At 61.9% G+C, this 21,558-nt stretch carries 21 protein-coding genes; 3 read left to right on the top strand and 18 right to left on the bottom strand.

The features are described 5' to 3' along the window. Position 1: 1 nt before the first annotated feature. The 6 genes from ACZ5J0_RS07245 to ACZ5J0_RS07220 form a co-directional block, all read right to left on the bottom strand. Complete coding sequence (locus ACZ5J0_RS07245; protein ID WP_464094491.1) at positions 2-913, bottom strand: SseB family protein; 912 nt, start codon at positions 911-913, stop codon at positions 2-4. After that, positions 913-1,656, bottom strand: a complete 744-nt coding sequence (gene priA / locus ACZ5J0_RS07240; protein ID WP_142939619.1) for a bifunctional 1-(5-phosphoribosyl)-5-((5-phosphoribosylamino)methylideneamino)imidazole-4-carboxamide isomerase/phosphoribosylanthranilate isomerase PriA — start codon at positions 1,654-1,656, stop codon at positions 913-915. Before priA ends, ACZ5J0_RS07245 begins: the two co-directional genes overlap by 1 nt. A 209-nt stretch (positions 1,657-1,865) precedes the next feature. After that, positions 1,866-2,609, bottom strand: coding sequence for an imidazole glycerol phosphate synthase subunit HisH (gene hisH / locus ACZ5J0_RS07235; protein ID WP_142939620.1), 744 nt, complete (start codon positions 2,607-2,609; stop codon positions 1,866-1,868). Then, entirely contained in the window at positions 2,606-3,232 is a 627-nt protein-coding gene (gene hisB, locus ACZ5J0_RS07230) for an imidazoleglycerol-phosphate dehydratase HisB (RefSeq protein ID WP_142939621.1), read from the bottom strand. The genes hisH and hisB overlap by 4 nt, the downstream gene beginning before the upstream one ends. A gap of 47 nt (positions 3,233-3,279) precedes the next feature. Then, entirely contained in the window at positions 3,280-4,398 is a 1,119-nt protein-coding gene (locus ACZ5J0_RS07225; protein WP_464094490.1) for a histidinol-phosphate transaminase, read from the bottom strand. A gap of 77 nt (positions 4,399-4,475) precedes the next feature. Next, a complete protein-coding gene (locus ACZ5J0_RS07220; RefSeq protein ID WP_024820374.1) occupies positions 4,476-4,835 on the bottom strand; it encodes a LysM peptidoglycan-binding domain-containing protein in 360 nt (119 codons plus the stop codon). Positions 4,836-5,183: 348 nt separating this feature from the next. Between ACZ5J0_RS07220 and lexA the strand changes: the two genes are divergently transcribed. Then, positions 5,184-5,927, top strand: coding sequence for a transcriptional repressor LexA (lexA, locus tag ACZ5J0_RS07215; protein WP_142939623.1), 744 nt, complete (start codon positions 5,184-5,186; stop codon positions 5,925-5,927). A gap of 64 nt (positions 5,928-5,991) precedes the next feature. On the opposite strand, the gene ACZ5J0_RS07210 is transcribed toward lexA, so the two are convergent. Both ACZ5J0_RS07210 and hflX read right to left on the bottom strand, forming a co-directional pair. Beyond that, positions 5,992-8,052 carry an ATP-dependent DNA helicase gene (locus ACZ5J0_RS07210; RefSeq protein WP_166842807.1) on the bottom strand — a complete coding sequence of 687 codons (2,061 nt, stop codon included), beginning with the start codon at positions 8,050-8,052 and terminating at the stop codon, positions 5,992-5,994. Continuing rightward, on the bottom strand, positions 8,045-9,607 hold the full coding sequence (gene hflX / locus ACZ5J0_RS07205) for a GTPase HflX (protein WP_142939625.1): 1,563 nt from the start codon (positions 9,605-9,607) through the stop codon (positions 8,045-8,047). The genes ACZ5J0_RS07210 and hflX overlap by 8 nt, the downstream gene beginning before the upstream one ends. A gap of 512 nt (positions 9,608-10,119) precedes the next feature. Between hflX and ACZ5J0_RS07200 the strand changes: the two genes are divergently transcribed. Beyond that, a complete protein-coding gene (locus tag ACZ5J0_RS07200) occupies positions 10,120-10,734 on the top strand; it encodes a class I SAM-dependent methyltransferase (protein ID WP_142939626.1) in 615 nt (204 codons plus the stop codon). Here ACZ5J0_RS07200 and dapF read toward each other — a convergent pair. The 6 genes from dapF to ACZ5J0_RS07170 form a co-directional block, all read right to left on the bottom strand. Continuing rightward, a complete protein-coding gene (gene dapF / locus ACZ5J0_RS07195) occupies positions 10,715-11,683 on the bottom strand; it encodes a diaminopimelate epimerase (protein ID WP_464094489.1) in 969 nt (322 codons plus the stop codon). The two genes, ACZ5J0_RS07200 and dapF, sit on opposite strands and share 20 nt — an antisense overlap. Positions 11,684-11,730: 47 nt before the next feature. Beyond that, on the bottom strand, positions 11,731-12,657 hold the full coding sequence (gene miaA / locus ACZ5J0_RS07190) for a tRNA (adenosine(37)-N6)-dimethylallyltransferase MiaA (protein ID WP_464094488.1): 927 nt from the start codon (positions 12,655-12,657) through the stop codon (positions 11,731-11,733). Positions 12,658-12,675: 18 nt separating this feature from the next. Next, positions 12,676-14,241: a tRNA (N6-isopentenyl adenosine(37)-C2)-methylthiotransferase MiaB gene (gene miaB / locus ACZ5J0_RS07185; RefSeq protein ID WP_464094487.1), complete on the bottom strand. Its 1,566-nt coding sequence runs from the start codon at positions 14,239-14,241 to the stop codon at positions 12,676-12,678. Further along, positions 14,241-14,783, bottom strand: a complete 543-nt coding sequence (locus ACZ5J0_RS07180) for a regulatory protein RecX (RefSeq protein ID WP_142939630.1) — start codon at positions 14,781-14,783, stop codon at positions 14,241-14,243. Before ACZ5J0_RS07180 ends, miaB begins: the two co-directional genes overlap by 1 nt. Continuing rightward, positions 14,773-15,816 carry a recombinase RecA gene (recA, locus tag ACZ5J0_RS07175; protein WP_142939631.1) on the bottom strand — a complete coding sequence of 348 codons (1,044 nt, stop codon included), beginning with the start codon at positions 15,814-15,816 and terminating at the stop codon, positions 14,773-14,775. Before recA ends, ACZ5J0_RS07180 begins: the two co-directional genes overlap by 11 nt. A gap of 257 nt (positions 15,817-16,073) precedes the next feature. Next, on the bottom strand, positions 16,074-16,298 hold the full coding sequence (locus ACZ5J0_RS07170; protein WP_142939632.1) for a DUF3046 domain-containing protein: 225 nt from the start codon (positions 16,296-16,298) through the stop codon (positions 16,074-16,076). Positions 16,299-16,339: 41 nt separating this feature from the next. Between ACZ5J0_RS07170 and ACZ5J0_RS07165 the strand changes: the two genes are divergently transcribed. Continuing rightward, positions 16,340-16,879: a MarR family winged helix-turn-helix transcriptional regulator gene (locus tag ACZ5J0_RS07165; RefSeq protein ID WP_374206969.1), complete on the top strand. Its 540-nt coding sequence runs from the start codon at positions 16,340-16,342 to the stop codon at positions 16,877-16,879. Between the two features lie 91 nt (positions 16,880-16,970). Here the strand turns inward: ACZ5J0_RS07165 and ACZ5J0_RS07160 are convergent, their stop codons facing one another. The 4 genes from ACZ5J0_RS07160 to ACZ5J0_RS07145 all read right to left on the bottom strand — a co-directional run bounded on the left by ACZ5J0_RS07160 (position 16,971) and on the right by ACZ5J0_RS07145 (position 21,546). Continuing rightward, on the bottom strand, positions 16,971-17,405 hold the full coding sequence (locus tag ACZ5J0_RS07160) for a helix-turn-helix domain-containing protein (RefSeq protein ID WP_024820363.1): 435 nt from the start codon (positions 17,403-17,405) through the stop codon (positions 16,971-16,973). Between the two features lie 137 nt (positions 17,406-17,542). Next, positions 17,543-18,055 (bottom strand): CinA family protein, encoded by a 513-nt coding sequence (locus ACZ5J0_RS07155; protein WP_464094486.1) that lies wholly within the window; start codon positions 18,053-18,055, stop codon positions 17,543-17,545. Next, positions 18,052-18,654 carry a CDP-diacylglycerol--glycerol-3-phosphate 3-phosphatidyltransferase gene (gene pgsA, locus ACZ5J0_RS07150; protein ID WP_142939634.1) on the bottom strand — a complete coding sequence of 201 codons (603 nt, stop codon included), beginning with the start codon at positions 18,652-18,654 and terminating at the stop codon, positions 18,052-18,054. Before pgsA ends, ACZ5J0_RS07155 begins: the two co-directional genes overlap by 4 nt. Positions 18,655-18,678: 24 nt before the next feature. After that, a complete protein-coding gene (locus ACZ5J0_RS07145) occupies positions 18,679-21,546 on the bottom strand; it encodes an FtsK/SpoIIIE family DNA translocase (protein ID WP_464094485.1) in 2,868 nt (955 codons plus the stop codon). Positions 21,547-21,558: the final 12 nt, after the last annotated feature.

Here is a 21,558-nt window from a genome sequence, read left to right as displayed (position 1 = left end):
GTTAATACTGCGTGGGCTCCTGTGCTGCACGCTGCAGTTTTACTTCCATGGAATCAACGCTTTCGGCAAAGGAATCCATTTGCGCCCACGCCTCGTTCAATTGGGCAACGAGAGTTTGCACTGCTACGGCGTCGAGTCCATCCTCAAGGAAAAGAACAACGCGTAGTTCCGGCCCCGCACCGCCTCCTGAGACCTGGCGGCCATCGGCCGTCAGCGACGCAACACCGCCGCCGGGTTGCGTCTCAAGGCGACGGACCGTTTGAAAGGCCGAGACCGTTGAAGCGAGAGCTGACTCCAGTTGATCATCAAGGTATGACGGCGTCCAGTCCTTCTGCTGGGCAAGGGCCCACACGGCCGGGCGCCGCACAACAAAGGCAAAGTCGGAACCGGCATCCAGCACCAACAGCTGCGCGCCCTCAGATACTGCCGAAAGCGCCGCGCGCGCGGCGTAAACGGCAACCGGCCGGGCCTCCGAGTGCCATGCCTCGAGAGCGGCTGCGGAGGTAAAGACCGGCATGGCCGTGCGGCCATCAGGAGCCTTCAGTGTGACCAAAGCCATATCCGCTTGCTTGTCAGCGTGCAGGCCGTCAACGCCTTCTGCTTCTTCAGCCAACTGAGCAACTACCGGAACGAAAACCCGTGCCGTCGCCAAGGAGGCCACAACGTCTGCCTCGGTGCCGGTTCCGTTGATCAGAGCCGCGACGGCGGCTACGTACCCGGGGTCCGCTGAGCCGTCGTCGTCTTCGAAATTGTGGATCTTGGCGTCGTCACCGCTGAGGCTCCTACCGGCCCAGGGCTGGCCTGCAGAGTCCGTAGCTCCCCCGGCGCCGGCCAACGCAGCCGCGATGTGGCCGGGTAGCTCGCGCCTGGCCTGACCTTGATCCCCGTGCTGGTGACCTGCGTTATGAGGCATCAGCGGCGGCCGGCAACGTCCAGTGCTTCGGGCAGAGTAAAGGCACCGGCGTAGAGAGCCTTGCCAACAATCGCACCTTCAACACCCAGCGGGACCAGTTCGCGCAGGACACGGAGGTCTTCCAGGCTGGAGATACCGCCGGAGGCGACCACAGGCTTACCGGTCTTCTCAACCATCTGGCGCAGAAGTTCCACGTTCGGCCCCTGAAGGGTTCCATCCTTGGTGACGTCGGTGACTACATAACGCGCACAGCCGGCATCCTCGAGGCGGGCAAGAACCTCCCAGAGGTCGCCGCCCTCCTTGGTCCAACCGCGTCCGGCAAGCGTTGTGCCGCGGACATCAAGGCCGACGGCGATCTTGTCACCAAAGCGGTCGATCGCACGGCGGGTCCACTCGGGGTTCTCCAACGCCGCGGTTCCAAGGTTCACGCGGGCGACACCCAGTTCCAGTGCACGCTCAAGAGACTCGTCATCCCGCAGTCCGCCGGAGAGCTCCACCTTGACGGCGAGCTGCGACACCACCTCGCTGATGAGCGCGGCGTTGTCTCCACGTCCGAAAGCTGCATCGAGGTCCACCATGTGCACCCATTCGGCACCGGCGTTCTGCCAGTTCAGTGCTGCTTCCAGCGGGGTCCCGTAGCTGGTTTCCGAGCCTGCTTCTCCTTGGAGGAGTCGGACCGCTTGGCCGTCAACAATGTCAACGGCCGGCAGGAGTTCCAGAACGGACTGGGCGGAGGAGGTCATGTGTGTCCTTGAAGTTCGAAAAGGGTGATGCGGCTAGTTGAACGACTGGTTCAGTTTCCCAGCGTCAGGAGATAGGCGGCCAGGAGGGACATCCCTGCCAGCACGTAGAAAGAAATAGAAACCCAACGCGGCTTTTTCTGCTGATGGAAGGAGATCCCCCCACCTACCAGCAGGCCGGCGAGGCCCATAAGTAATACCGACCACCACATCTAGGCGGCACCGCTTCCGGATTCTTTCGAAGCGGGCTTACGGAGGCTATCCACCCAGTTTCGCAGGAGCCGGGCCCCGGCATCCCCTGACTTCTCCGGGTGGAACTGCGTGGCGCAGAGCGGGCCGTTTTCCACTGCGGCAATGAAGCGTGCACCGTGCTCGGACCACGTCACCATGGGAGGAGCCATACGGGGCTGAACGACGTCGAAGTTCCACTCCTGGACTCCGTAAGAGTGCACAAAATAGAAGCGTTCCTGTTCAACACCTTCGAACAGCTTTGAGCCTTCGGGGACGTCCACGGTGTTCCAACCCATGTGCGGCACCACTGGAGCGGGAAGGAGCTCAACCTTGCCGGGCCACTCAGCCATGCCTTCGGACTCGGTGCCGTGCTCAACTCCGGCTTCGAAGAGAACCTGCAAACCCACGCAGATGGCCAGCACAGGACGGCCACCGGCAACCCGACGTCCGATCATGCGGATGGCATCAACGGACTTGAGTTCCTTCATCACGGTCTCGTAGGCACCAACTCCGGGCACCACCAGACCATCAGCGTTGAGCACGTCCTCAGGCTTGGAGCTCAACACCACGTGCGCGCCCGCACGTTCGAGGGCGCGGACGGCAGAGCGAACGTTGCCCGATCCATAGTCCAACACGGTGACGGTTGGCTTGCCTTCAGGCGACTCCGGCTTTACGGACGCTATGGCGTCGGCCACGGCTCCATTGTTCAGAATCTGGCCGCTCATAGTGCGCCCTTAGTGGAGGGAATGCCCTCCACACGGGGATCGGACTCAACAGCTGCACGCAACGCGCGGGCAAAGGCTTTGAACTGGGCCTCAACGATGTGGTGGGGGTCGCGGCCGGCCAGGACGTTCATGTGGAGGCAGATTCCGGCGTGAAGCGTAATTGCTTCAAAAACGTGACGGGTCAACGATCCCGTGAAGTGTCCGCCGATCAGGTGGTATTCCTGTCCGGCCGGCTCGCCACCGTGCACCAGGTAGGGTCGTCCGGAAACATCAACGACGGCGTGCGCCAAGGCTTCGTCCAAAGGAACCGTGGCTTCACCAAAGCGACGAATACCGGCTTTATTGCCCAGTGCCGTTCGGAGGACCTCGCCGAAGGTAATGGCGACGTCTTCCACCGTGTGGTGGGCGTCAATGTGGGTGTCGCCAGTAGCTTTGACGGTCATGTCAATCAGGGAATGCTTGCACAGAGCCGTCAGCATGTGGTCGTAGAACGGAACCGAAGTGCTGATATCCGAGACGCCTGAACCATCCAGGTTAATCTCCACCAGGACCGAAGACTCACTGGTGGTGCGCTCCATGCGCGCGGTGCGGGCAGCGGTCGGCGCGGCGCCGGTTTCGCTCATTGGGACATCCTTATACACGGAGGGGTGGGTTAGGTCTAGGAACAAGTTTAGGCGTGGTGCGGAGCGGTGCCGTCCAGCAGGGCTTCCAAGGCCTCCAGGAACGCAGTAGTTTCCGGCTCGGTTCCAGCGGTGACACGCAAATGCCCCGGGATACCGACGTCGCGAATCAACACGCCGGCGTCCAACAGGCCCTGCCAGATAGTGTGTGGATCCTCCAGTCCCCCAAAGAAGACGTAGTTGGAGTCCGAAGCAGCAGGCTGGAGGCCCATGCGGAGCAGTTCAGTCACAATCCTGTCGCGCTGGACCTTGATGTCCTCGACGTCGGCCATGAGGGCTTCGCGGTGATTCAGCGCAGCGAGGGCCGTTGCCTGCGTCACGGCAGAGAGGTGGTATGGGAGACGGACCAGCCTGATGGCGTCCGTGACTTCCGGGGCTGACGCCATGTATCCGAGCCTGGCGCCCGCCAAAGCGAATGCTTTGCTCATGGTGCGCGAGACGATCAGACGCTCGCGTCCGGGCAACAGGGTCAGGGCGCTCGGCGTGTTGTCGTGTGCGAACTCGTGGTAGGCCTCATCCACGATCACCATGGCCTGGCTGGCTTCGCCGGCCTCGTAAACAGCCTCCACGACGTCCAATCCCAAGCCCGTACCTGTGGGGTTGTTGGGCGAGCACAGGAAAACGATGTTGGCGCCCGCTTCCCGGACCTGAGCAGCGGCCGATTCGGCGTCCAGCCCGTAGTCGTCCGCGCGGACTCCGCGGACATACTCGGTGTCAGTGCCACTCGCGAGCAGGGGGTACATGGAGTACGTGGGAGGAAAGCCCAATGCCTTGCGGCCGGGTCCACCAAAGGCTTGGAGGATCTGCTGCAGGACCTCGTTGGATCCGTTGGCCGCCCAGATGTTGTCCGGGGAAAGCCCGTGGCCAAGGTACTCGGCCAAGGCTTCACGAAGTTCGGTGAACTCCCGGTCCGGATAGCGGTTCAGCCCGGTGGCCGCAGCGGCCACGGCCTCAGTGATGGCGGCTTGGACATCTGCGGGGACGCCATGAGTGTTTTCGTTGACGTTGAGCAAGATAGGGACATCGAGCTGCGGTGCGCCATAGGGGCTCAATCCACGCAGGTTGGTCCGAAGGGGAAGTCGGTCAAGTCGCTCAAGCTGGTCACTCACCAACCCAGTTTAAGGGGCGGCCGGGACTGCCGACTAACTGTGACGCCCGACCCTTGATTTCTGCGGGTGCCGAGGGATCAGTTTGCAGGGACGAACAGCTGCTGGCCGGGCAGGATGCGGCCGCCCCGGAGGTCGTTGAGCTGGATGATCTCGGCGATGACGTCGCGGGGGTCACGCTCGGGAGCGGCAGCGCCGGCGATGCCCCAGAGGGACTGACCTGGCTGGACTGTAACAGTGACGGCAACAGGCGGACGCAGTTGGGACTGCGAGTCGGCTGCCTTGGCCGGGGAGTTGATAAATCCGGCAAGACTCAGCAACGCTGCAACCAACAGCATGGCCGGGATGCCGAAGAAGACGATCCGTCCCCTTCGGGTCAGGCGCAGGCGAGCGGGCGCCTGGGTAGTACGGAAATCAGCGAACGTAGTGACTGCGGACATGAGCTGAGCCCTTCTGAGCTATTGCCACGCTCCGGGATGCCCGGTGCCTGGCTGCCAATTCTTTGTGTTCCCCTGGGCCTGCCCCGGATGTTCGAACGCTTTGTTCGAACATCCAGCTTCAGCATCAGGTTTATAGAACACATATTCGAACCTTGCTATGACATTTTTAGCACTTATCAACGAACGGTGTCGAGACTCGCTAGAACAAATGTTTGATAAACGCCTGTGCCTGCCCTACGTTTGAGTGAAGAAGCAGCACTGTTTCAGTGGAACAGGAGGGTCTGACATTTTTTGCAGACCTGACACCCCTGGCCCTCATCAGGGCGGAATGGAAAGGCATTGGCGAACATGGCAGCGAAAGCCACAGGCGGAGGGGCACCCCTGCGGAGCCAACAGCCTCAAAAGAGTCCCAAAAGCCTGACCGTCCGGCAGAAAAAGATCCTGGAGACCATCCAGAGGTCAGTCAATGACAACGGCTACCCTCCCAGCATGCGCGAAATCGGCGACACCGTGGGTCTGGCCAGTTTGTCCAGCGTCACGCACCAGTTGTCCCAATTGGAGAAGCTCGGCTACCTCCGCCGGGACCCCAAGCGTCCCCGCGCCATGGAAGTGCTGATGCCCCTAACCCTTGATGGCGGGCCCATCCCCGGTGTGGACGCTCCGACCACCCTTCGCAGCGCCGGTGGCCTGGCCGTTACCGAGCTAGCCAGCGCCAGTGATACCGCCATGGTCCCCTTGGTGGGGCGCATCGCGGCAGGTGGACCGATCCTGGCTGACCAGACGGTGGAAGACGTGCTTGCACTCCCACGGCAACTCGTGGGGCATGGCGAACTGTTCATGCTGAAGGTGGCCGGCGATTCCATGATCGATGCTGCTATCTGTGACGGCGACTGGGTGGTGGTCCGGCGACAGAATGATGCCATCAACGGCGACATCGTTGCCGCCCTGCTGGATGATGAAGCAACCGTGAAGACTTTCCGGCAGCGGGACGGTCACACGTGGCTGCTCCCCCAAAACACCCAGTACGAGCCCATCCTCGGAGATCAGGCCACCATCATGGGCAAGGTCGTCTCGGTACTGCGCTCTCTTTAAGCGCTCACGCCCTTTAAACGCAGCTTCCCGTGGACACCGGCAGGTGTTCACGGGAAGCTGTGCATTACGGGGCTTTAGCCGAGCCCAGACGTTCCAGAACGCCTCGAACCACCGACCGGTCCGTGGTGGCCCAGAACGGCGGCAGGGCGGCACGTAGAAAGCCCCCGTAGCGCTCGGTCGAAAGCCTGGAGTCGAGTACCGCGACCACCCCTTTGTCTCCCGTCGAGCGGATCAGTCGGCCAGCGCCCTGCGCCAGCCGAATGGCAGCGTGCGTGGCTGACACGGCCATGAAACCGTTCCCGCCCGATTGGGCAACCGCCCGGGAACGGGCAGTCATCAGGGGATCGTCAGGACGTGGGAAGGGAATGCGGTCAATAACCACCAGTCGGCATGAGCCACCCGGAACGTCTACCCCCTGCCACAGGGACATGGTTCCGAAGAGGCACGTATCTGGCTCGTCCGCGAATTGCTTCACCAGGGCCGCCATGGTGGATTCTCCCTGACAGAGAATGTCCACATCCAGCCGGAGCCGCATGGCATCGGCGGCTTCTTCGGCAGCACGCCGCGAGGAGAACAGGCAAAGCGCTCCGCCCCCGGACGCCCGGATGAGGTCTTCCAATTCGTCCAGCGCCTCCGGCGAAGTACCGCGGCCCGGTTTGGGCAGGTGCTTTGCCACGTATAGAACACCCTGTTTGGGATAGTCGAAGGGCGATCCCACATCAATGCCCGTCCAGCTCGGCGCGCCGTCTCCAATCAGGCCAAGACCACCCGCGGCGGGCTCGAAGGCCGAGCCGATGGCCAGGGTCGCAGAGGTCAGCACCACAGTATGGCCGGCAAAGAGCCCCTCTCGAAGCCGCCCTGCCACACTGAGCGGGGCAATATTAATCAATGCAGGAGCTGTCTCGTCCGGCGGAGAATATCCCTGCTGGGGGTCGAACGTGCTGTTCCGCGAGAACCAGACCACTTCGCGGTTCTCCTTCGCGGCGAGCATCCGCTCGCACAGTTCCAGGATGAGCATGAGCCGTGAGCGCGCAAGCTGCCGTCCGCCGTCGACCGCGTTTGAAGAATCCGTCTTCGAGTCCGAGAGCGCGGCGCGCGTGGCGTCCCGCAATTGGTCAAGGCAATCCAGCTGTTCGTCGTTGAGGCCGTTGGGCAACAGACCGTTGGGTACGCCAGCTATGGCCATATCCAAGCTGTCCGCAGCTGCGTTGAGGGCGTCCACGGTGATGGCCGTATGCTTGCGGGCACTTGATGCCGCCGCGTGGACCATGGCCACGGATAACTGTCCTGAAACGGCTCCGGTTACCCGGTCCTGAAGCTCGTGCGCCTCATCAACCACCACGACGTCGTACTCGGGCAAGACAGCCAGGCCTTCAAAGGCGCTGACGGCCAACATGGCATGGTTGGTGACTACGACGTCGGCCTCACCAGCCCTTGAACGGGCCAGCTCACTGAAGCACTCTTCTGCCACGGGGCACTTCTGGGCACCCAGGCACTCCATGGACGTGACGGAAACCTGCCGCCAAGCCCTGTCGGTGACGCCGGGCATGAGTTCGTCGCGGTCTCCGGTAGTGGTCTTCTCCGCCCATTCCCTGAGGCGGACCACTTCCTTGCCCAGCTGCGATTGGGGTCCACCCATGGAGGCAGCAAAGTGAGGGACGCTGGTGTCCTCCCCCAGGGAGAACAGCTGCCCTTCGGAGGGCTCCTCGCTGGGGAACCCGCCTTCAAGCTTCTGCAGGCATACATAATTGGCCCTGCCCTTGACCAACGCCACGTTGACGGGGCGCTCAAGGGCAGGGTTGATGGTCTCCAGCAGCCGGGGAAGATCACGGCCGACAATCTGGGTCTGGAGTGCCAGGGTGGCGGTGGACACCAGCGTCGGTTTGTTGCTGTCCATGGAGTGAGCGATCAACGGAATAAGGTAAGCCAAAGACTTGCCCGTTCCCGTTCCCGCTTGAACCAGCAAATGCTCCCCGGTTTCAATAGCCCGGGTCACATGCTTGGCCATTTCATGCTGACCCGCACGGCTTTGTCCGCCCATGCCGGCAACAGCCCGGTCCAACAACTCGAGGGTGGCTTTCTCCCCCACCGACTTGACGGCGTCCGCCGCCACCTTCTCAACCATTGCTGACGAATGACTCCAGTTCGGCGGCCAGGCCTTCGCGCACCATGACCACTACGCGGGTCCCGTTCTCCTCGTGCTCAAGGCTGAGGATTTCCGAGTCGGAATTGTGCAGTTTGTTGATCATTTCCCCGCGGTCGTAGGGAATGAGCAGTTCAAGGCGCACGCCCGGCCGGGGAATGGATCGGCTGATGTCTTCCAACAGTTCGGCAATGCCCTGGCCCGTACGGGTGGACACCACTGCGTGGCGGGGTTCCTTCTGCTTGAGGCGCTCCACCACAAAAGGATCCGCGACATCGACCTTGTTGAGGACGATGATTTCAGGAACCTTACGGGCATCCACTTCGGTGAAAACGGTCCTTACAGCAGCGATCTGGCCCTCAGGATCGGGGTGTGATGCATCCACCACATGGAGGATCAGGTCTGCGTCCGCCACTTCCTCCAATGTAGACCGGAAAGCCTCAATCAGCTGGGTGGGCAATGAACGAACGAACCCAACGGTATCTGCCAGGGTGTAGCCGATGCCATCCGGAGTTTGCGCCTTGCGGACCGTGGGATCCAAGGTGGCGAACAGGGCGTTCTCCACCAGGACACCGGCGTCCGTGAGGCGGTTCAGGAGGGACGACTTGCCGGCGTTCGTGTACCCGGCGATGGCGACGGACGGAACAGCATTACGACGGCGGTTGGCGCGCTTAGTTTCGCGCGCCGGCTTCATCGCGGCTATTTCGCGACGCAGCTTGGCCATGCGGGTGCGGATTCGCCGCCTATCGAGTTCGATCTTGGTTTCACCAGGACCGCGCGAGCCCATGCCGGCGCCTGCTCCACCCACCTGGCCACCGGCCTGACGGGACATGGAGTCACCCCAACCACGAAGCCTCGGGAGCAGGTATTCGAGCTGTGCGAGCTCAACCTGGGCCTTGCCTTCGCGGCTCTTGGCGTGCTGGGCGAAGATGTCCAGGATCAGTGTGGTCCGGTCGACTACCTTGACCTTCACGATGTCCTCAAGGCCGCGTCGCTGTGACGGGGCAAGCTCCGTGTCCACTACTACGGTGTCTGCGCCGGTGGCGGCGACGATGTCCTTGAGCTCCTGGGCCTTGCCGGATCCGAGGAAGGTCCCGGGGTCCGGCTTCTGCCGGCGCTGAACAATACCGTCCAGCACCTCGGATCCAGCCGTTTCGGCAAGGGCGGCGAGCTCACGGAGGGAGTTCTCCGCATCAGCAAGAGTCCCCTCCGTCCACAGGCCGGCCAGGACAACGCGCTCCAGGCGCAGCTGCCGGTATTCGACCTCTGTGACGTCCTCGAGTTCGGTGGACAGTCCCGCGGTACGCCGAAGGGCGCGGCGTTCGGCCAGGTCTTCCTGGTCGCCGTCATAAATACTGTGTTCCTGGTCCAGTGTGGAAATCGCCTGCGCCTTGCCGAACACACCGTTGGCGTCGTTGTCGTCGGATGCCTGCGCAGGTACATCCTTGGAAAGAATCCGGTCGATCACGGCCTGGATTTGTTCAGGACTCATGTCCTGGGCGTCGGAATCGGATCCGGAGTGCTTCTGGGTGGTCATGGTCTCCTTAGACTGTTCGGCAATTCCAGAATAGTGCTGTTTGCTGCTCGATGGGGCGCTATTCGCGCTGGGCTGACGGGCATCGGCCAAAAGGGCCTCCTGTGTCCTGAACGGCCACCCCTCTTGCGGAGGGCGGCTGTTGTAAAAGTGGCGTGATGGAATCCGCAGGAGGGTCCTTGGGCCGAGGTGAGGATGTTCCGCCGGCTGCAACACAGGGCCGCGTTACACCACGGTCCACTGCACAAACGAGCGGGGATCTTCAGAGTGTCCGGCCCCACATGAGGAGCAAACGGACAAAGCCTTAAGGACCTGCCGGGCGGAAAGGCCGGCATGGGCAAAATGCCGAACCGGGCCTGCGTCGCGGGCGGTACCATGAACGCCTGATGACTTGGCGTTGTGGGCTGATTACTCAAAGATCAAGAACATGCGTTTCACTTTAGCAGCCGCTGTCAAGCCAACGACGGACGGATGCGGTTTCCCAAGCCGCCATTAGCCAACTAATCTGGCAAATTATGGAGTCTGCACACTATTTCACCGCCCAACCGGCCGGACCATTCACGCGCAAGCCACTAACCGTGGAACTTGCTGGAGCCACGCGCCGGCTGCAGACCTCGTCGGGTATCTTCAGCCCCGACGGCGTGGACAAAGGCACGGCAGTACTTTTCTCCGAAGTTCCACCGCCGTCACCCACGGGTCACCTTCTGGACATTGGCTGCGGCTGGGGTCCGATTGCGCTCACGTTGGGCCTGATGGCGCCACATGCTCACGTGCACGCCGTTGACGTCAACGAGCGTTGCATCACTTTGACCAATGAGAACGCCGCGGCGCTCGGCCTCGGCAACGTCACCGCCAGCCTCCCGCACGAGGTGGATCCCGCCGTCGAATTCGACACCATCTGGTCCAACCCGCCCATCCGCATCGGCAAGGACGAGCTTCACTCGCTGCTGCTGACGTGGCTGCCCCGGCTGGCGCCGGGAGGCAACGCCTGGTTGGTTGTGCAGAAGAACCTGGGCTCGGACTCCCTCCAGCGGTGGCTCGCCGCCGAACTGGACAGTTCTTACACGGTCTCCCGTGAAAGCACGTCCAAAACGTTCAGGATCATCCGGGTCAGGAAAGCGTCCCAGTAGCCACAATCACGGCCGGGCCGCTGAGTTCCACATGCTCACGGCCGCCTGCACCGGGGAAGAACTTCACACCCACGACGCCGCCCGGCACCTTGACGTGCCAGTCGTTCGGGGCCGTATCCCCCGCCCAGTGACGGATAGCGACCGCGGCGGCACACGCGCCGGTGCCGCAGGACTGTGTCTCCCCCACGCCACGCTCGTGAACGCGCATGGTGATGGTCCCTATACCGTCTTCTACCAACGGCTCAGCGGGGACCACAAACTCGACGTTGGTTCCATTGGCGGGCTTGGGATCAACCACGGGCGCCTTGAACAGTTGTGTGGCTGAAAGCTCGCTAAGTTCCGCAAGGGCAACTACCGTGTGGGGATTGCCCATGCTGACGGAGAGTCCGGGCCTTGGCACTTCCAGGCCCTCGGCGCTGACCAGTGCATCCATGGCCTTGCTGGTGGCTTCCTCGGGGAAAATGAACTCCCACGGGCCCATATCCACGGCATAGCCGTTGACCGTGCGTACAACTTTTTTTACGCCGCCGCGGGTGCCGATAGTGAGGGTCTGACCGGGCCCCAGGTCCACCAAACCCTCCGCGATCAGGAAATGAACGAAGACGCGCACGCCATTGCCACACATTTCGGAGAGCGACCCATCACCGTTGCGGTAATCCATGAACCACTCAGCGTCCGGATCCTCTTCCAGGGCGACGCGGCCTTCGGGCAGAAAGCGGGAAGGCACCGCTCGGATGAGGCCATCGCCGCCGATGCCCACATGACGGTCGCACAACTGCGCCACGTGCTCGGCGGTGATCTCATGCGCGTCGCCAGGATCGGCAATCAGGACAAAGTCGTTGCCTGTTCCGTGGCCCTTTGAAAACGTCAAACCGGTGAGGCTGGAAAGTGTCACCGGAGCATCCGCATCTGCGGGCTGCCGGGCGGGAATTGCGGCGGTTTCATCCATGGACCTAGGCTACCCGCCACGCGCGTTCGCCCAGAAATTGCGTGGCCCTAATATCCGGCCGCCAGGACTGCCTCGACTGCCTTCTCCACGAGCTCCTGGTCCTGCCAGTCGAGCCACGTGATGCGTGGATCTCCCCTGAACCACGTCAGCTGGCGCCGCGCAAACTGCCGGGTAGCCACGATGGTTTCTTCGGCGGCAGCATCCGTGCTCAGCTCCCCGTCCAGAACCTTCAGGAATTGGGAATAACCCAAAGCTCGCGAAGCCGTCTTGCCTTTCCGCAAGCCGATTGCCTCGAGCCGTTCAACTTCCTGCCGGAGGCCTCCCTCCACCATCCGGTGCACCCTCAGTGCCAGACGATGCCGCAGTTGCTCCCGATCAACCTCCAGCCCGATCTGGAGAGCCGGCTGGAAGTACTCGCGCTGCGGCATGAATGAACTAAAGGGGCGCCCAGTGAGACCGTGCACCTCCAAGGCACGGATTACTCGCCTGGCATCGCCAAGGCGGGCCGCCGACACGGGATCAACTTCCTCAAGCCGGGCACGCAACGGCGCAAGCCCCTGCGTTTCGTACTCCTCTTCCAGATGCCTGCGGAGCTCGGGATCCGTGCCCGGGAATTCCAGGACGTCCAGGGCGGCGCGTACATACAGGCCGGAACCGCCCACCAGGATGGCGCGCTTCCCCCGCGAGTGAATGTCAGTGATGGCAGCGCGGCATTCGATTTGGAAGTCCGCCACGCTGGCTTCCTCTGTGACGTCCATGGTGTCAAGCAAGTGGTGAGGCACACCCCTGCGTTCCTCCATGGTGATCTTGGCGGTTCCGATATCCATGCCACGGTAAAACTGCAAAGCGTCGGCATTGATGACTTCCCCGTTCAAGGCCAGGGCCAAGTTAACGCCCAGGTCCGACTTCCCTGAACCCGTGGGACCAACAACTGCAATGACCGGCTGAGGAAGTTCATGGCTGGAGAGCGACATTCGAACTTCTGGTCCGCCCTACGCGCGCCGAACAGGCAGCGACGGCATGCCCAAGGACACACCTGCCTTGCCTGACGCCGCTCCTGCGGCAGGAACGCCACAGGAATCAGCCTGAGAACGATCCCAGGCGTAGCCTGCACGGGAGCGGCGCAAGATGTAATCCTCCGGACTTGCCGGATCAGCCACTAGGTGGAAAGCAGCGGCCTCGGTGATGGTGACTGTGACAAAGTCGCCCGGGCGCGGGGTCTCGGCACCGGCCGGTACAGAGAAGTGCACCAGCCTTTGGTCCTTGGATCGACCGGACAGGCGGTGTGTTTCGCCTGCCTTGCGTCCTGATTGCGCGGTGACCAGGACCTCCACCTGACGACCCAACTGCTTGGCGTTCTCCTCTGCGGCAATACGGTCCTGCAACGCTGTGAGGCGTTCGTAGCGTTCCTGCACCACCGCTTTGGGAAGCTGCTCAGGGAGGTCAGCAGCCGGCGTCCCTGGCCGCTTTGAGTACTGGAACGTAAAGGCGGAGGCAAACCGGGACTTCTCCACAACATCCAGGGTGGCTTGGAAATCTTCCTCGGTTTCACCGGGGAAACCAACAATGATGTCCGTGGTGATGGCTGCGTGGGGAATGCGTTCGCGCACTTTGTCCAGGATTCCGAGGAACTTGCTGGAACGGTAAGAACGGCGCATGTCCTTGAGCACCTTGTCCGAGCCGGATTGCAGCGGCATATGCAACTGGGGCATGGCGTTGGGTGTCTCAGCCATGGCATCAATGACATCGTCGGTGAAAGCTGCGGGGTGCGGGCTGGTGAAACGAACGCGTTCCAGCCCTTCAATCTCACCGCAGGCACGCAGGAGTTTGGAGAAGGCCTGACGGTCACCGAATTCCACACCGTAGGAATTAACGTTCTGGCCGAGCAAAGTGACCTCAACTGCACCGTCATCCACCAGCGCCTGGATTTCTGCCAGAATTTCGCCGGGGCGCCGGTCTTTCTCTTTGCCACGAAGCGAAGGCACAATGCAGAACGTGCACGTGTTGTTGCATCCCACGGAGATCGAAACCCAGCCCGCGTACACGGAGTCACGCTTGGTGGGGAGCGTTGACGGGAACACATCCAAGGATTCGAGGATCTCCAGTTGCGCCTCATTGTTGTGCCGGGCGCGGTTCAACAGGGCCGGAAGCGCCCCCACGTTGTGTGTCCCGAACACGGCGTCAACCCACGGCGCCTTCTTGACGATGGTCTCGCGATCCTTCTGGGCCAGACAGCCGCCAACGGCAATCTGCATGGACGGGTTCGCCTCCTTGACCTGCCGCAGCTGGCCGAGGTTTCCATAGAGTTTGTTGTCTGCATTCTCACGGACAGCACATGTGTTGAAGACCACGACGTCCGCTACGTCGCCCTCAGCAGGCACATACCCGGCTTCTTCGAGAAGTCCCGCCATGCGCTCTGAATCATGGACGTTCATTTGGCAGCCGAAAGTCCGAACCTGATAAGTCCGGGGCTCTGCAGCCGGCCGGGGTTCTGCAGCAGTCCGGGGATCAACAGAGGGAGGGTTGGCAGCTGATGGGGAGGGAATGGTCAAACTCACTACTCAAGGGTACCGGCTTCCGCCAGAACCTCACCGACGATCCTGAATGCCATGGAGGGGGCGTAACCTTTGCGGGCCAGCATCGACGCCAGCCTGCGCGTGTACTTGTCCCGCTCTGCCCGATCGGTCAGATCCATGCTGGGCCGTAGCTTGCGCTGGACCAGCTCCCGAGCAGCCGATTCCTCATCCTGATCGCTGAGCTGGGATAAGGCTTCTTCGGCCGCATCAAGCTCTATGCCTTTGTCTGCCAGTTCGCGACGGATGGCGCCCTTTGCAAGCTTTTTGCTTTGCGAGCGGCTACGGACCCACATCCTGGCGAACTCAGCATCATCGATCAGCTGAACTTCTTCGAAGCGGTCCAAGACTGCCTCAGCCACGTCATCGGGAACATTCCGCTCCGCAAGCTTCCGGGACAACTGCAGCCGGCTCCGCGGCGCCATCGTCAGCTGTCGCAGGACGATGGCACGCGCCACGGATTCGGGGTCAGGCTCAGGATCGGCCGCTACGGACGAATCCGGATCCGGCCCTCTCCTAGCCGTCAACGGCCTTCAGCTTCGGGGATTCCTCTTCAGCCTTGGCCATACCAACGCCGAGCTTTTCCTTGATCAGGCGCTCCAGTTCCTGAGCGAGTTCCGGATTGTCGCGCAGGAAGCGACGCGAGTTCTCCATGCCCTGACCCAGCTGATCGCCGTCATAAGTGAACCAGGAGCCGGACTTCTTGATGATGCCGTGCTCCACACCCATGTCAATGATGCCGCCTTCGCGGGAGATGCCCTGACCGTAGATGATGTCGAACTCGGCGATCTTGAAGGGCGGAGCCATCTTGTTCTTGACGATCTTTGCCTTGGTGCGGTTACCGACGGAGTCCGCACCTTCCTTCAGGGTTTGGATGCGGCGAACGTCGATTCGAACTGACGCGTAGAACTTCAGAGCCTTACCACCCGTTGTGGTCTCCGGGGAACCAAAGAACACGCCGATCTTTTCACGCAACTGGTTAATGAAGATGGCGGTGGTCTTGGTCTGGCTCAAGCGACCGGTGATCTTACGAAGCGCCTGGCTCATGAGCCTGGCCTGGAGGCCAACGTGGGAGTCGCCCATTTCGCCTTCGATTTCAGCACGAGGTACCAAGGCGGCCACGGAGTCGATGACCACGATGTCCAGCGAGCCGGACCCCACCAGCATGTCCATGATTTCGAGGGCTTGCTCGCCGGTATCCGGCTGTGAGACCAGGAGTGCATCCGTGTCCACGCCCAACTTGGCAGCGTAGTCCGGATCAAGGGCGTGCTCGGCGTCGATGAAGGCAGCGATGCCGCCTGCGCGCTGTGCATTGGCTACGGCGTGAAGTGCCACGGTGGTCTTACCCGAGGATTCCGGGCCGTAGATTTCCACGACGCGGCCTCGGGGCAGGCCACCAATGCCAAGGGCGACATCCAACGCAATGGAGCCGGTGGGGATGACCTCAATCGGTGCCCGGGTGTCATCACCCAGACGCATGATAGAGCCTTTACCGAACTGCTTGTCGATCTGGGCAAGCGCTGCTTCGAGCGCCTTCTCACGATCCGGGGCTGCCGCCATGGTTCACACCTCTGATGCTTTCTCGCTGTGGAGTGGCCTGAAAGGCCGCTTTCCTGTCATGTCAGACGCTATTACGGTGCCCTGACATTCTTACCAGCCGGCAATGGCTATGTGGATAAACCGGGTCTGCCGGATGTTTTGGAACGCGTCCTTCGGGATCTATTTTCCTCTCACAGGAGCATATCCCCATCCGAACAGATATTCGAACAAAGCCTCGGCGTGTCCCAACCCAGGCGGTTGCCGGCACGTGCCGGAGCTTAGGTGGAAGCCGGTTTGATGTCCTTGCCAAGCCGTCGTTCGGGAGGAACGTCCTGAACTTCGCAGACCGCCAACCACACCTCGCGAGGGTGATATCCGGAGGCCAAGGCCTCGACGGCGGTCCGCCCACCCACACCGGCGAGCACCAGGGAACCGGCCAAGACCCGGGAGTAGCCTGCCCCGAATTCGTCGTCCATCAATCGCCAAAAGTCACTAGCCCTCACGGATAGAGTCTCTCATGTCGCTGGACTCTAGAATGGTTGCCATGAGCAATCCTCTCCAGAGCACGCCCGGCCCGGCCGTGCCAGGCGATTCCGTGGACGACGCCCTCCAGCAGGTGGAACACCAGCTGAGCCTGCTCTGGCGCCGCGCACGTTCGATCTCCCACCAGTTGTCACGCCAGGTCCATCCGGACATGGAGCCTGCCGCCTACGGCCTCCTGACCATCATCCGCAGGGAGGGTCCCATCCGGCTCACGGACCTTGCTACCTGCATTGGGGTTGGCAAGCCTTCCGTGAGCCGTCAGATCGCGTTCCTTGAGAGCATCGGGCTCGTCTATAAGGAGGCCGACCCCCAGGACGGTAGGGCCCAATCCATCCGGCTGACGGACAAGGGCGAAGAGAAGATGCACCAGGTTCAGGATGCGCGGAGGCAGGTATTCCGTGAACGACTCGGCGAATGGCCGTTGGAGGATGTCCAGATATTGGCTGACTACATGGGCCGCCTCAACGCCATTTACGGCGATGGCGCCCTCAATGTAAAGGAACCAGGACTCGACGTCGAGGACAAAACCGGGGCCGCGTAGCAGTTCGCTCGTTCAAGCACATCCCGCGATCTCAACGAAAAAGGTCCCCAGCCTGAGGCTGGGGACCTTTTCCATATTTCTGACGGAACGTTTACCGGGCTCCGGAGAGCATTCCCTGCGGGAAGTCGTCCGTGAGGTCCAGATCGCGTCCGTAACGCTGGGAGAATTCCTGCGGAACAGTGTCCGGAACTGCGACACCTTCTGCGACGGCCACGCGATCGCTGACTTCGCGAAGCATGTGGGACAACGGAACATCCAGGGCTGTGCAGATAGAAGACAGGAGCTCGGAAGAAGCCTCCTTTTGGCCGCGTTCAACTTCACTCAAGTAACCGAGTGAAACGCGGGCGCTGTGCGAAACCTCGCGGAGGGTGCGGCCCTGACGCTGGCGGACATCGCGCAGTACATCACCGATCTCGTGGCGTAGTACAACCATTTTGCGCTCCTTCTGTTCGCTCTGTGTCTGATCAGCCAAGCCCACATCCTTCCAGCGGACAACGCCGTTCACGGATACGGGCTGCTTTACCATCTGTATCGCCTTGCTCCCTCAGTCATCCGGTTCGCTGGCTGGCGGACCGGGTTGGTTTTTACATCCTAGGCGCCCCGGCTCTTCCGAAGCGACACAATGACACAACTATTGGCAATCAGTTTTTGTTCCCGACTACTTTACGAACGGTAACCAACGTCACTCAGCGCAGCAAGCAGACGCGCCAACGCGGCCTCACAGGCCTGTTCCCTGATGGAATGCCTGTCCCCCGAAAAACTATATTCAAACGACTCGGTACCGGATTCTCCGGCAATGCCGATGAACACGGTGCCTACTGCTTTGCCATCGTGCGGATCAGGTCCCGCCACACCCGTGGAGGAAATTCCGAGGTCGGCCCCGCAGACCCGCCGGACGCCGTCGGCCATTGCTTCGGCCACTTGCCCGTCAACGGAGCCCACCGCTACAAGCAGTTCCTGCGAAACACCCAGGACACCGGCCTTCACCGAGTTTTGGTAGGCAACCACCCCGCCTTGCAGCATCCCGGACGCGCCCGGAGTATTGGCCAGCGTGGCGGCAACCATTCCGGCTGTCAGAGACTCAGCCGTAGCCACGGTAAGTTTGTTCCCGATTGCTATGGCAACGGCAGCCGTGGAGGCCTGGGCGGCTGCGGATACGCCTTCAGGGGGCATCATGCGCGCCGTCCGGCTGCCCGCAGCTTCAGTGCCTGGACCACATATTCCGCTCCGGTCCACAGCGTGATGGCGAGAGCCACCATCATGACCCAGAAGGCGACGTCACCCAGCCACGGTGCGATCGCCTTCAGCGGAAGGATGTAGAGGAAGATGGCCACGGTTTGAACGACTGTTTTCAGCTTGCCGCCCCGGGAAGCCGGCATCACGCCGTATCGGATAACAACGAAGCGAAGGGCTGTAATTCCCCACTCCCGCACAAGGATGAGGATGGTCACCCACCACGGCAAGTCCCCCAGGATGGACAGGAGTACCAGCGCCGAACCGATCAGCAGCTTGTCGGCAATGGGGTCGGCGATCTTGCCGAAATTAGTGATCAGGCCACGCGCCCGGGCGATGTCGCCGTCGAGCTTGTCCGTATAGATGGCAACAGCGAAGGTCACAACGGCCGCCCACCGCCAGATTCCGTACTCGCCGTCGTCGGCCAGAAGAAACCATACGAAGAACGGAACCAGTGCGATGCGGAGCATGGTGAGGATGTTGGGCAGGTTCCAGACATCGGAGCTGCTGGAAGTCGCGTTATCACCCTCGGCTTTAGTCACCCCACAAGGCTACCCTCTTGAGGGCTATCTTCCAGTGAGCGACCAGGCGTCCTCGCCGCCCTCTTCGTCATCGTTCGGGACATCCGCGCCGTCGTAATATTCGATGGCCTGCGTCCGGTTGTCCAGGTCCGCCTGAACAAGGTCTTCGGCATAACCGCCGACGGCGATGTTCGAGTTCGCGTTATCGCTCAGTGCCGCTGTGTGGGCGTCCGGCGCAGCGGGTGACTCCTGACCCTTCATCGCGGCAAGAACGGCAGCGAGGTCGTCAGGCTTTACCAGGACGTCGCGCGCCTTGGAGCCCTCGGACGGGCCCACCACCCCGCGGGATTCCAGGAGGTCCATGAGGCGGCCGGCCTTGGCAAAGCCCACACGAAGCTTCCGCTGGAGCATGGACGTTGAACCGAACTGCGTGGTCACCACAAGTTCCGTTGCCTGAAGCAGGACCTCGAGATCATCTCCGATGTCGTCGTCGATCTGCTTCTTCGGTGCCTCGGCGGCGACGTCGTCGCGGTAGACAGCCTGCAGCTGCCCCTTGACGTGTTCCACCACTTTATGAATCTCTGATTCGGTCACCCAGGCACCCTGGACACGCATTGCCTTGGATGCACCCATCGGCAGGAACAGCGCGTCACCTTGGCCAATGAGCTTCTCGGCGCCCGGCTGGTCCAGGACCACGCGGGAGTCTGTGACGGACGACGTCGCGAAGGCCATTCGGGACGGCACATTGGCTTTGATCAAGCCGGTCACGACATCGACGGAGGGTCGCTGGGTTGCGAGCACCAAGTGGATGCCGGCCGCACGGGCCAGTTGGGTGATGCGGACAATTGAGTCTTCGACGTCGCGTGGGGCCACCATCATGAGGTCGGCGAGCTCGTCCACGATCACCAGCAGATAGGGGTAAGGCTTGATGATGCGCTTGGAGTCCACAGGAGGCACTACTTTGCCTGCCCTGACCGCCTTATTGAAGTCGTCAATGTGCTTATAACCGTAGTTGGCGAGGTCGTCGTAGCGGGCGTCCATCTCGCGAACAACCCACTGCAGTGCCTCGGCAGCTTTTTTGGGATTGGTGATGATGGGCGTGATCAGGTGCGGGACGCCTTCGTAGGCCGTGAGTTCCACGCGCTTGGGATCCACCATGACCATGCGGACCTCATCCGGCGTTGCACGCATCAGGATGGAAGTGATCATGGAGTTGACGAAACTGGATTTACCGGCGCCCGTGGCACCGGCCACCAACAGGTGGGGCATCTTGGCGAGGTTGGCCACGACGTAGCCGCCCTCGACGTCCTTGCCCACACCCATCACCATGGGGTGGTCCGTGCGGCGGGCGTTCTGGCTGCGCAGGACGTCGCCCAGGGACACCGTTTCGCGGTCCGTGTTGGGGATCTCGATGCCGATGGCTGACTTGCCGGGGATAGGGCTCAAAATTCGTACGTCGCTGGACGCCACGGCATAGGAAATGTTCTTTGACAAAGCGGTGACGCGCTCCACCTTGGTACCAGGTGACAGCTCGATCTCATAGCGGGTCACCGTGGGACCACGGCTGAAGCCGGTCACCGCAGCCTCCACGTTGAACTGCGTGAGGGTATCCGTCAGGGCGGCGACGACGGCGTCGTTGGCTTCCGTGCGTTCCTTCGGGATGGAGCCTGGTGTCAGGTAGTCCGAGGCCGGCAAGGTGTAAGTGACGTCGCCGGCCAAGGACAGTTGCTCGGTGCGTTGTGGGATGGGCGTCTGCGGAAGGGGTGCTCCTGCAGGCTTGGCCGGCACCTGCGCAACCGGAGACGCGGGTACAGGCATCTCCGGAGTAAGAATCGGAATGGCTTCGGTGGGGTTCTCTATTCCAGGGTTGGCCCCCAAGCCTTGGGCAGCCTTGATCTTCCCGACGGCGATCTCCGCCTGTGTTGGACGACGCACGCCCGGCGGAACCCGCGGCGCAGACGTCTCCGGATCTTCGTCGTCGTCCACTATGGCGTGCTCGAACGCCTCGTCCCCGACGTAGCCTTCCAAGCTGGTGTCAGTTTCCTCGTCCTTGCCGAAGAAGCGCATGCGCTTCTTCTTTTTGGGCTTGGTGACAGTCTCATTTTCATAGAGGTAGCTGCGGTCGTGGGCGTCCTTACCGGAGCCGTCCATGAGGTCGACGCCCATGAGGTGCTCGTAGGCGCCCCGGATGCGGGATGGGATGGCACCAAACGGCGTGGCTGTGACGATCAACAGGGAGACAAACGCCAGCAATCCGAAGAGAACAATCGGTACAGCCACATGGATTGCAGCCAAAGGAGCCGCTGCGAGGAAACCCAGCATTCCGCCGGCTTTGCGCAAGCCGTCGAAACCGTCTGCAACAGTGGGCAAGCCGCCAATGACATGGGCCAAACCGGAGCCTGCCAGCGTCATGATCATGAAGCCGATGCCCACACGGTTATTGCCGCGTCCGTCCTGGGGCTTGCGGAAGAGGCGGAAAGCACAGACGAACAACATCAAGGGCAGAAGGAGGGACATCCATCCAAAGGTGCCGTTGACGACGCTGTAGACCATGTCCGGAAGCCAGCCGGTCAGACCCCACCACGCAAAGGTGGCGATGGTGATGCCCAACACCAAATTGAAAAGTGCCGCGCCGTCCCTGCGGTCTGCGGGGTCGAGATCGCTGACGTCATAGCCGATTCGCCGAACCCCGGCGCCGACAACGTGGCCGATCCCCTGCCAGAAACCTGACAGCATGCGCAGGGGCAGCGGCGCTTGGGGCTCGACGGCGGCCGCTTGCTTGGTGCGGGCAGTGCTGCCACGCCCGCTTTTGGTGCCGGCTGCGCTGGTTTTGGATGCGGCAGTGCTCCGGCCTGTGCCGCCGGGTTTGCTGCTGGAGCTGCCTCGTGGCGTGGAGGTAGTACGGGTCGCCATAAGTGCCACGCT

The organism is Arthrobacter sp. DualSoilB13, from assembly GCF_055389195.1.
The sequence above is the reverse complement of the archived record's forward strand: the minus strand, read 5'-3'. Positions and strand labels throughout refer to the sequence as shown.

Coding starts and splice junctions, on each gene's coding strand:
- ACZ5J0_RS07145 (WP_464094485.1), bottom strand. CDS start 21,546: ATGGCGACCCGTACTACCTCCACGCCACGAGGCAGCTCCAGCAGCAAA.
- miaA (WP_464094488.1), bottom strand. CDS start 12,657: ATGTCGCTCTCCAGCCATGAACTTCCTCAGCCGGTCATTGCAGTTGTT.
- ACZ5J0_RS07160 (WP_024820363.1), bottom strand. CDS start 17,405: ATGGTAAAGCAGCCCGTATCCGTGAACGGCGTTGTCCGCTGGAAGGAT.
- ACZ5J0_RS07165 (WP_374206969.1), top strand. CDS start 16,340: ATGAGCAATCCTCTCCAGAGCACGCCCGGCCCGGCCGTGCCAGGCGAT.
- hisB (WP_142939621.1), bottom strand. CDS start 3,232: ATGAGCGAAACCGGCGCCGCGCCGACCGCTGCCCGCACCGCGCGCATG.
- recA (WP_142939631.1), bottom strand. CDS start 15,816: ATGGCGGCAGCCCCGGATCGTGAGAAGGCGCTCGAAGCAGCGCTTGCC.
- hisH (WP_142939620.1), bottom strand. CDS start 2,609: ATGAGCGGCCAGATTCTGAACAATGGAGCCGTGGCCGACGCCATAGCG.
- lexA (WP_142939623.1), top strand. CDS start 5,184: ATGGCAGCGAAAGCCACAGGCGGAGGGGCACCCCTGCGGAGCCAACAG.
- dapF (WP_464094489.1), bottom strand. CDS start 11,683: ATGGATGAAACCGCCGCAATTCCCGCCCGGCAGCCCGCAGATGCGGAT.
- hflX (WP_142939625.1), bottom strand. CDS start 9,607: ATGACCACCCAGAAGCACTCCGGATCCGATTCCGACGCCCAGGACATG.
- ACZ5J0_RS07220 (WP_024820374.1), bottom strand. CDS start 4,835: ATGTCCGCAGTCACTACGTTCGCTGATTTCCGTACTACCCAGGCGCCC.
- ACZ5J0_RS07210 (WP_166842807.1), bottom strand. CDS start 8,052: ATGGTTGAGAAGGTGGCGGCGGACGCCGTCAAGTCGGTGGGGGAGAAA.
- ACZ5J0_RS07200 (WP_142939626.1), top strand. CDS start 10,120: ATGGAGTCTGCACACTATTTCACCGCCCAACCGGCCGGACCATTCACG.
- ACZ5J0_RS07155 (WP_464094486.1), bottom strand. CDS start 18,055: ATGATGCCCCCTGAAGGCGTATCCGCAGCCGCCCAGGCCTCCACGGCT.
- ACZ5J0_RS07245 (WP_464094491.1), bottom strand. CDS start 913: ATGCCTCATAACGCAGGTCACCAGCACGGGGATCAAGGTCAGGCCAGG.
- priA (WP_142939619.1), bottom strand. CDS start 1,656: ATGACCTCCTCCGCCCAGTCCGTTCTGGAACTCCTGCCGGCCGTTGAC.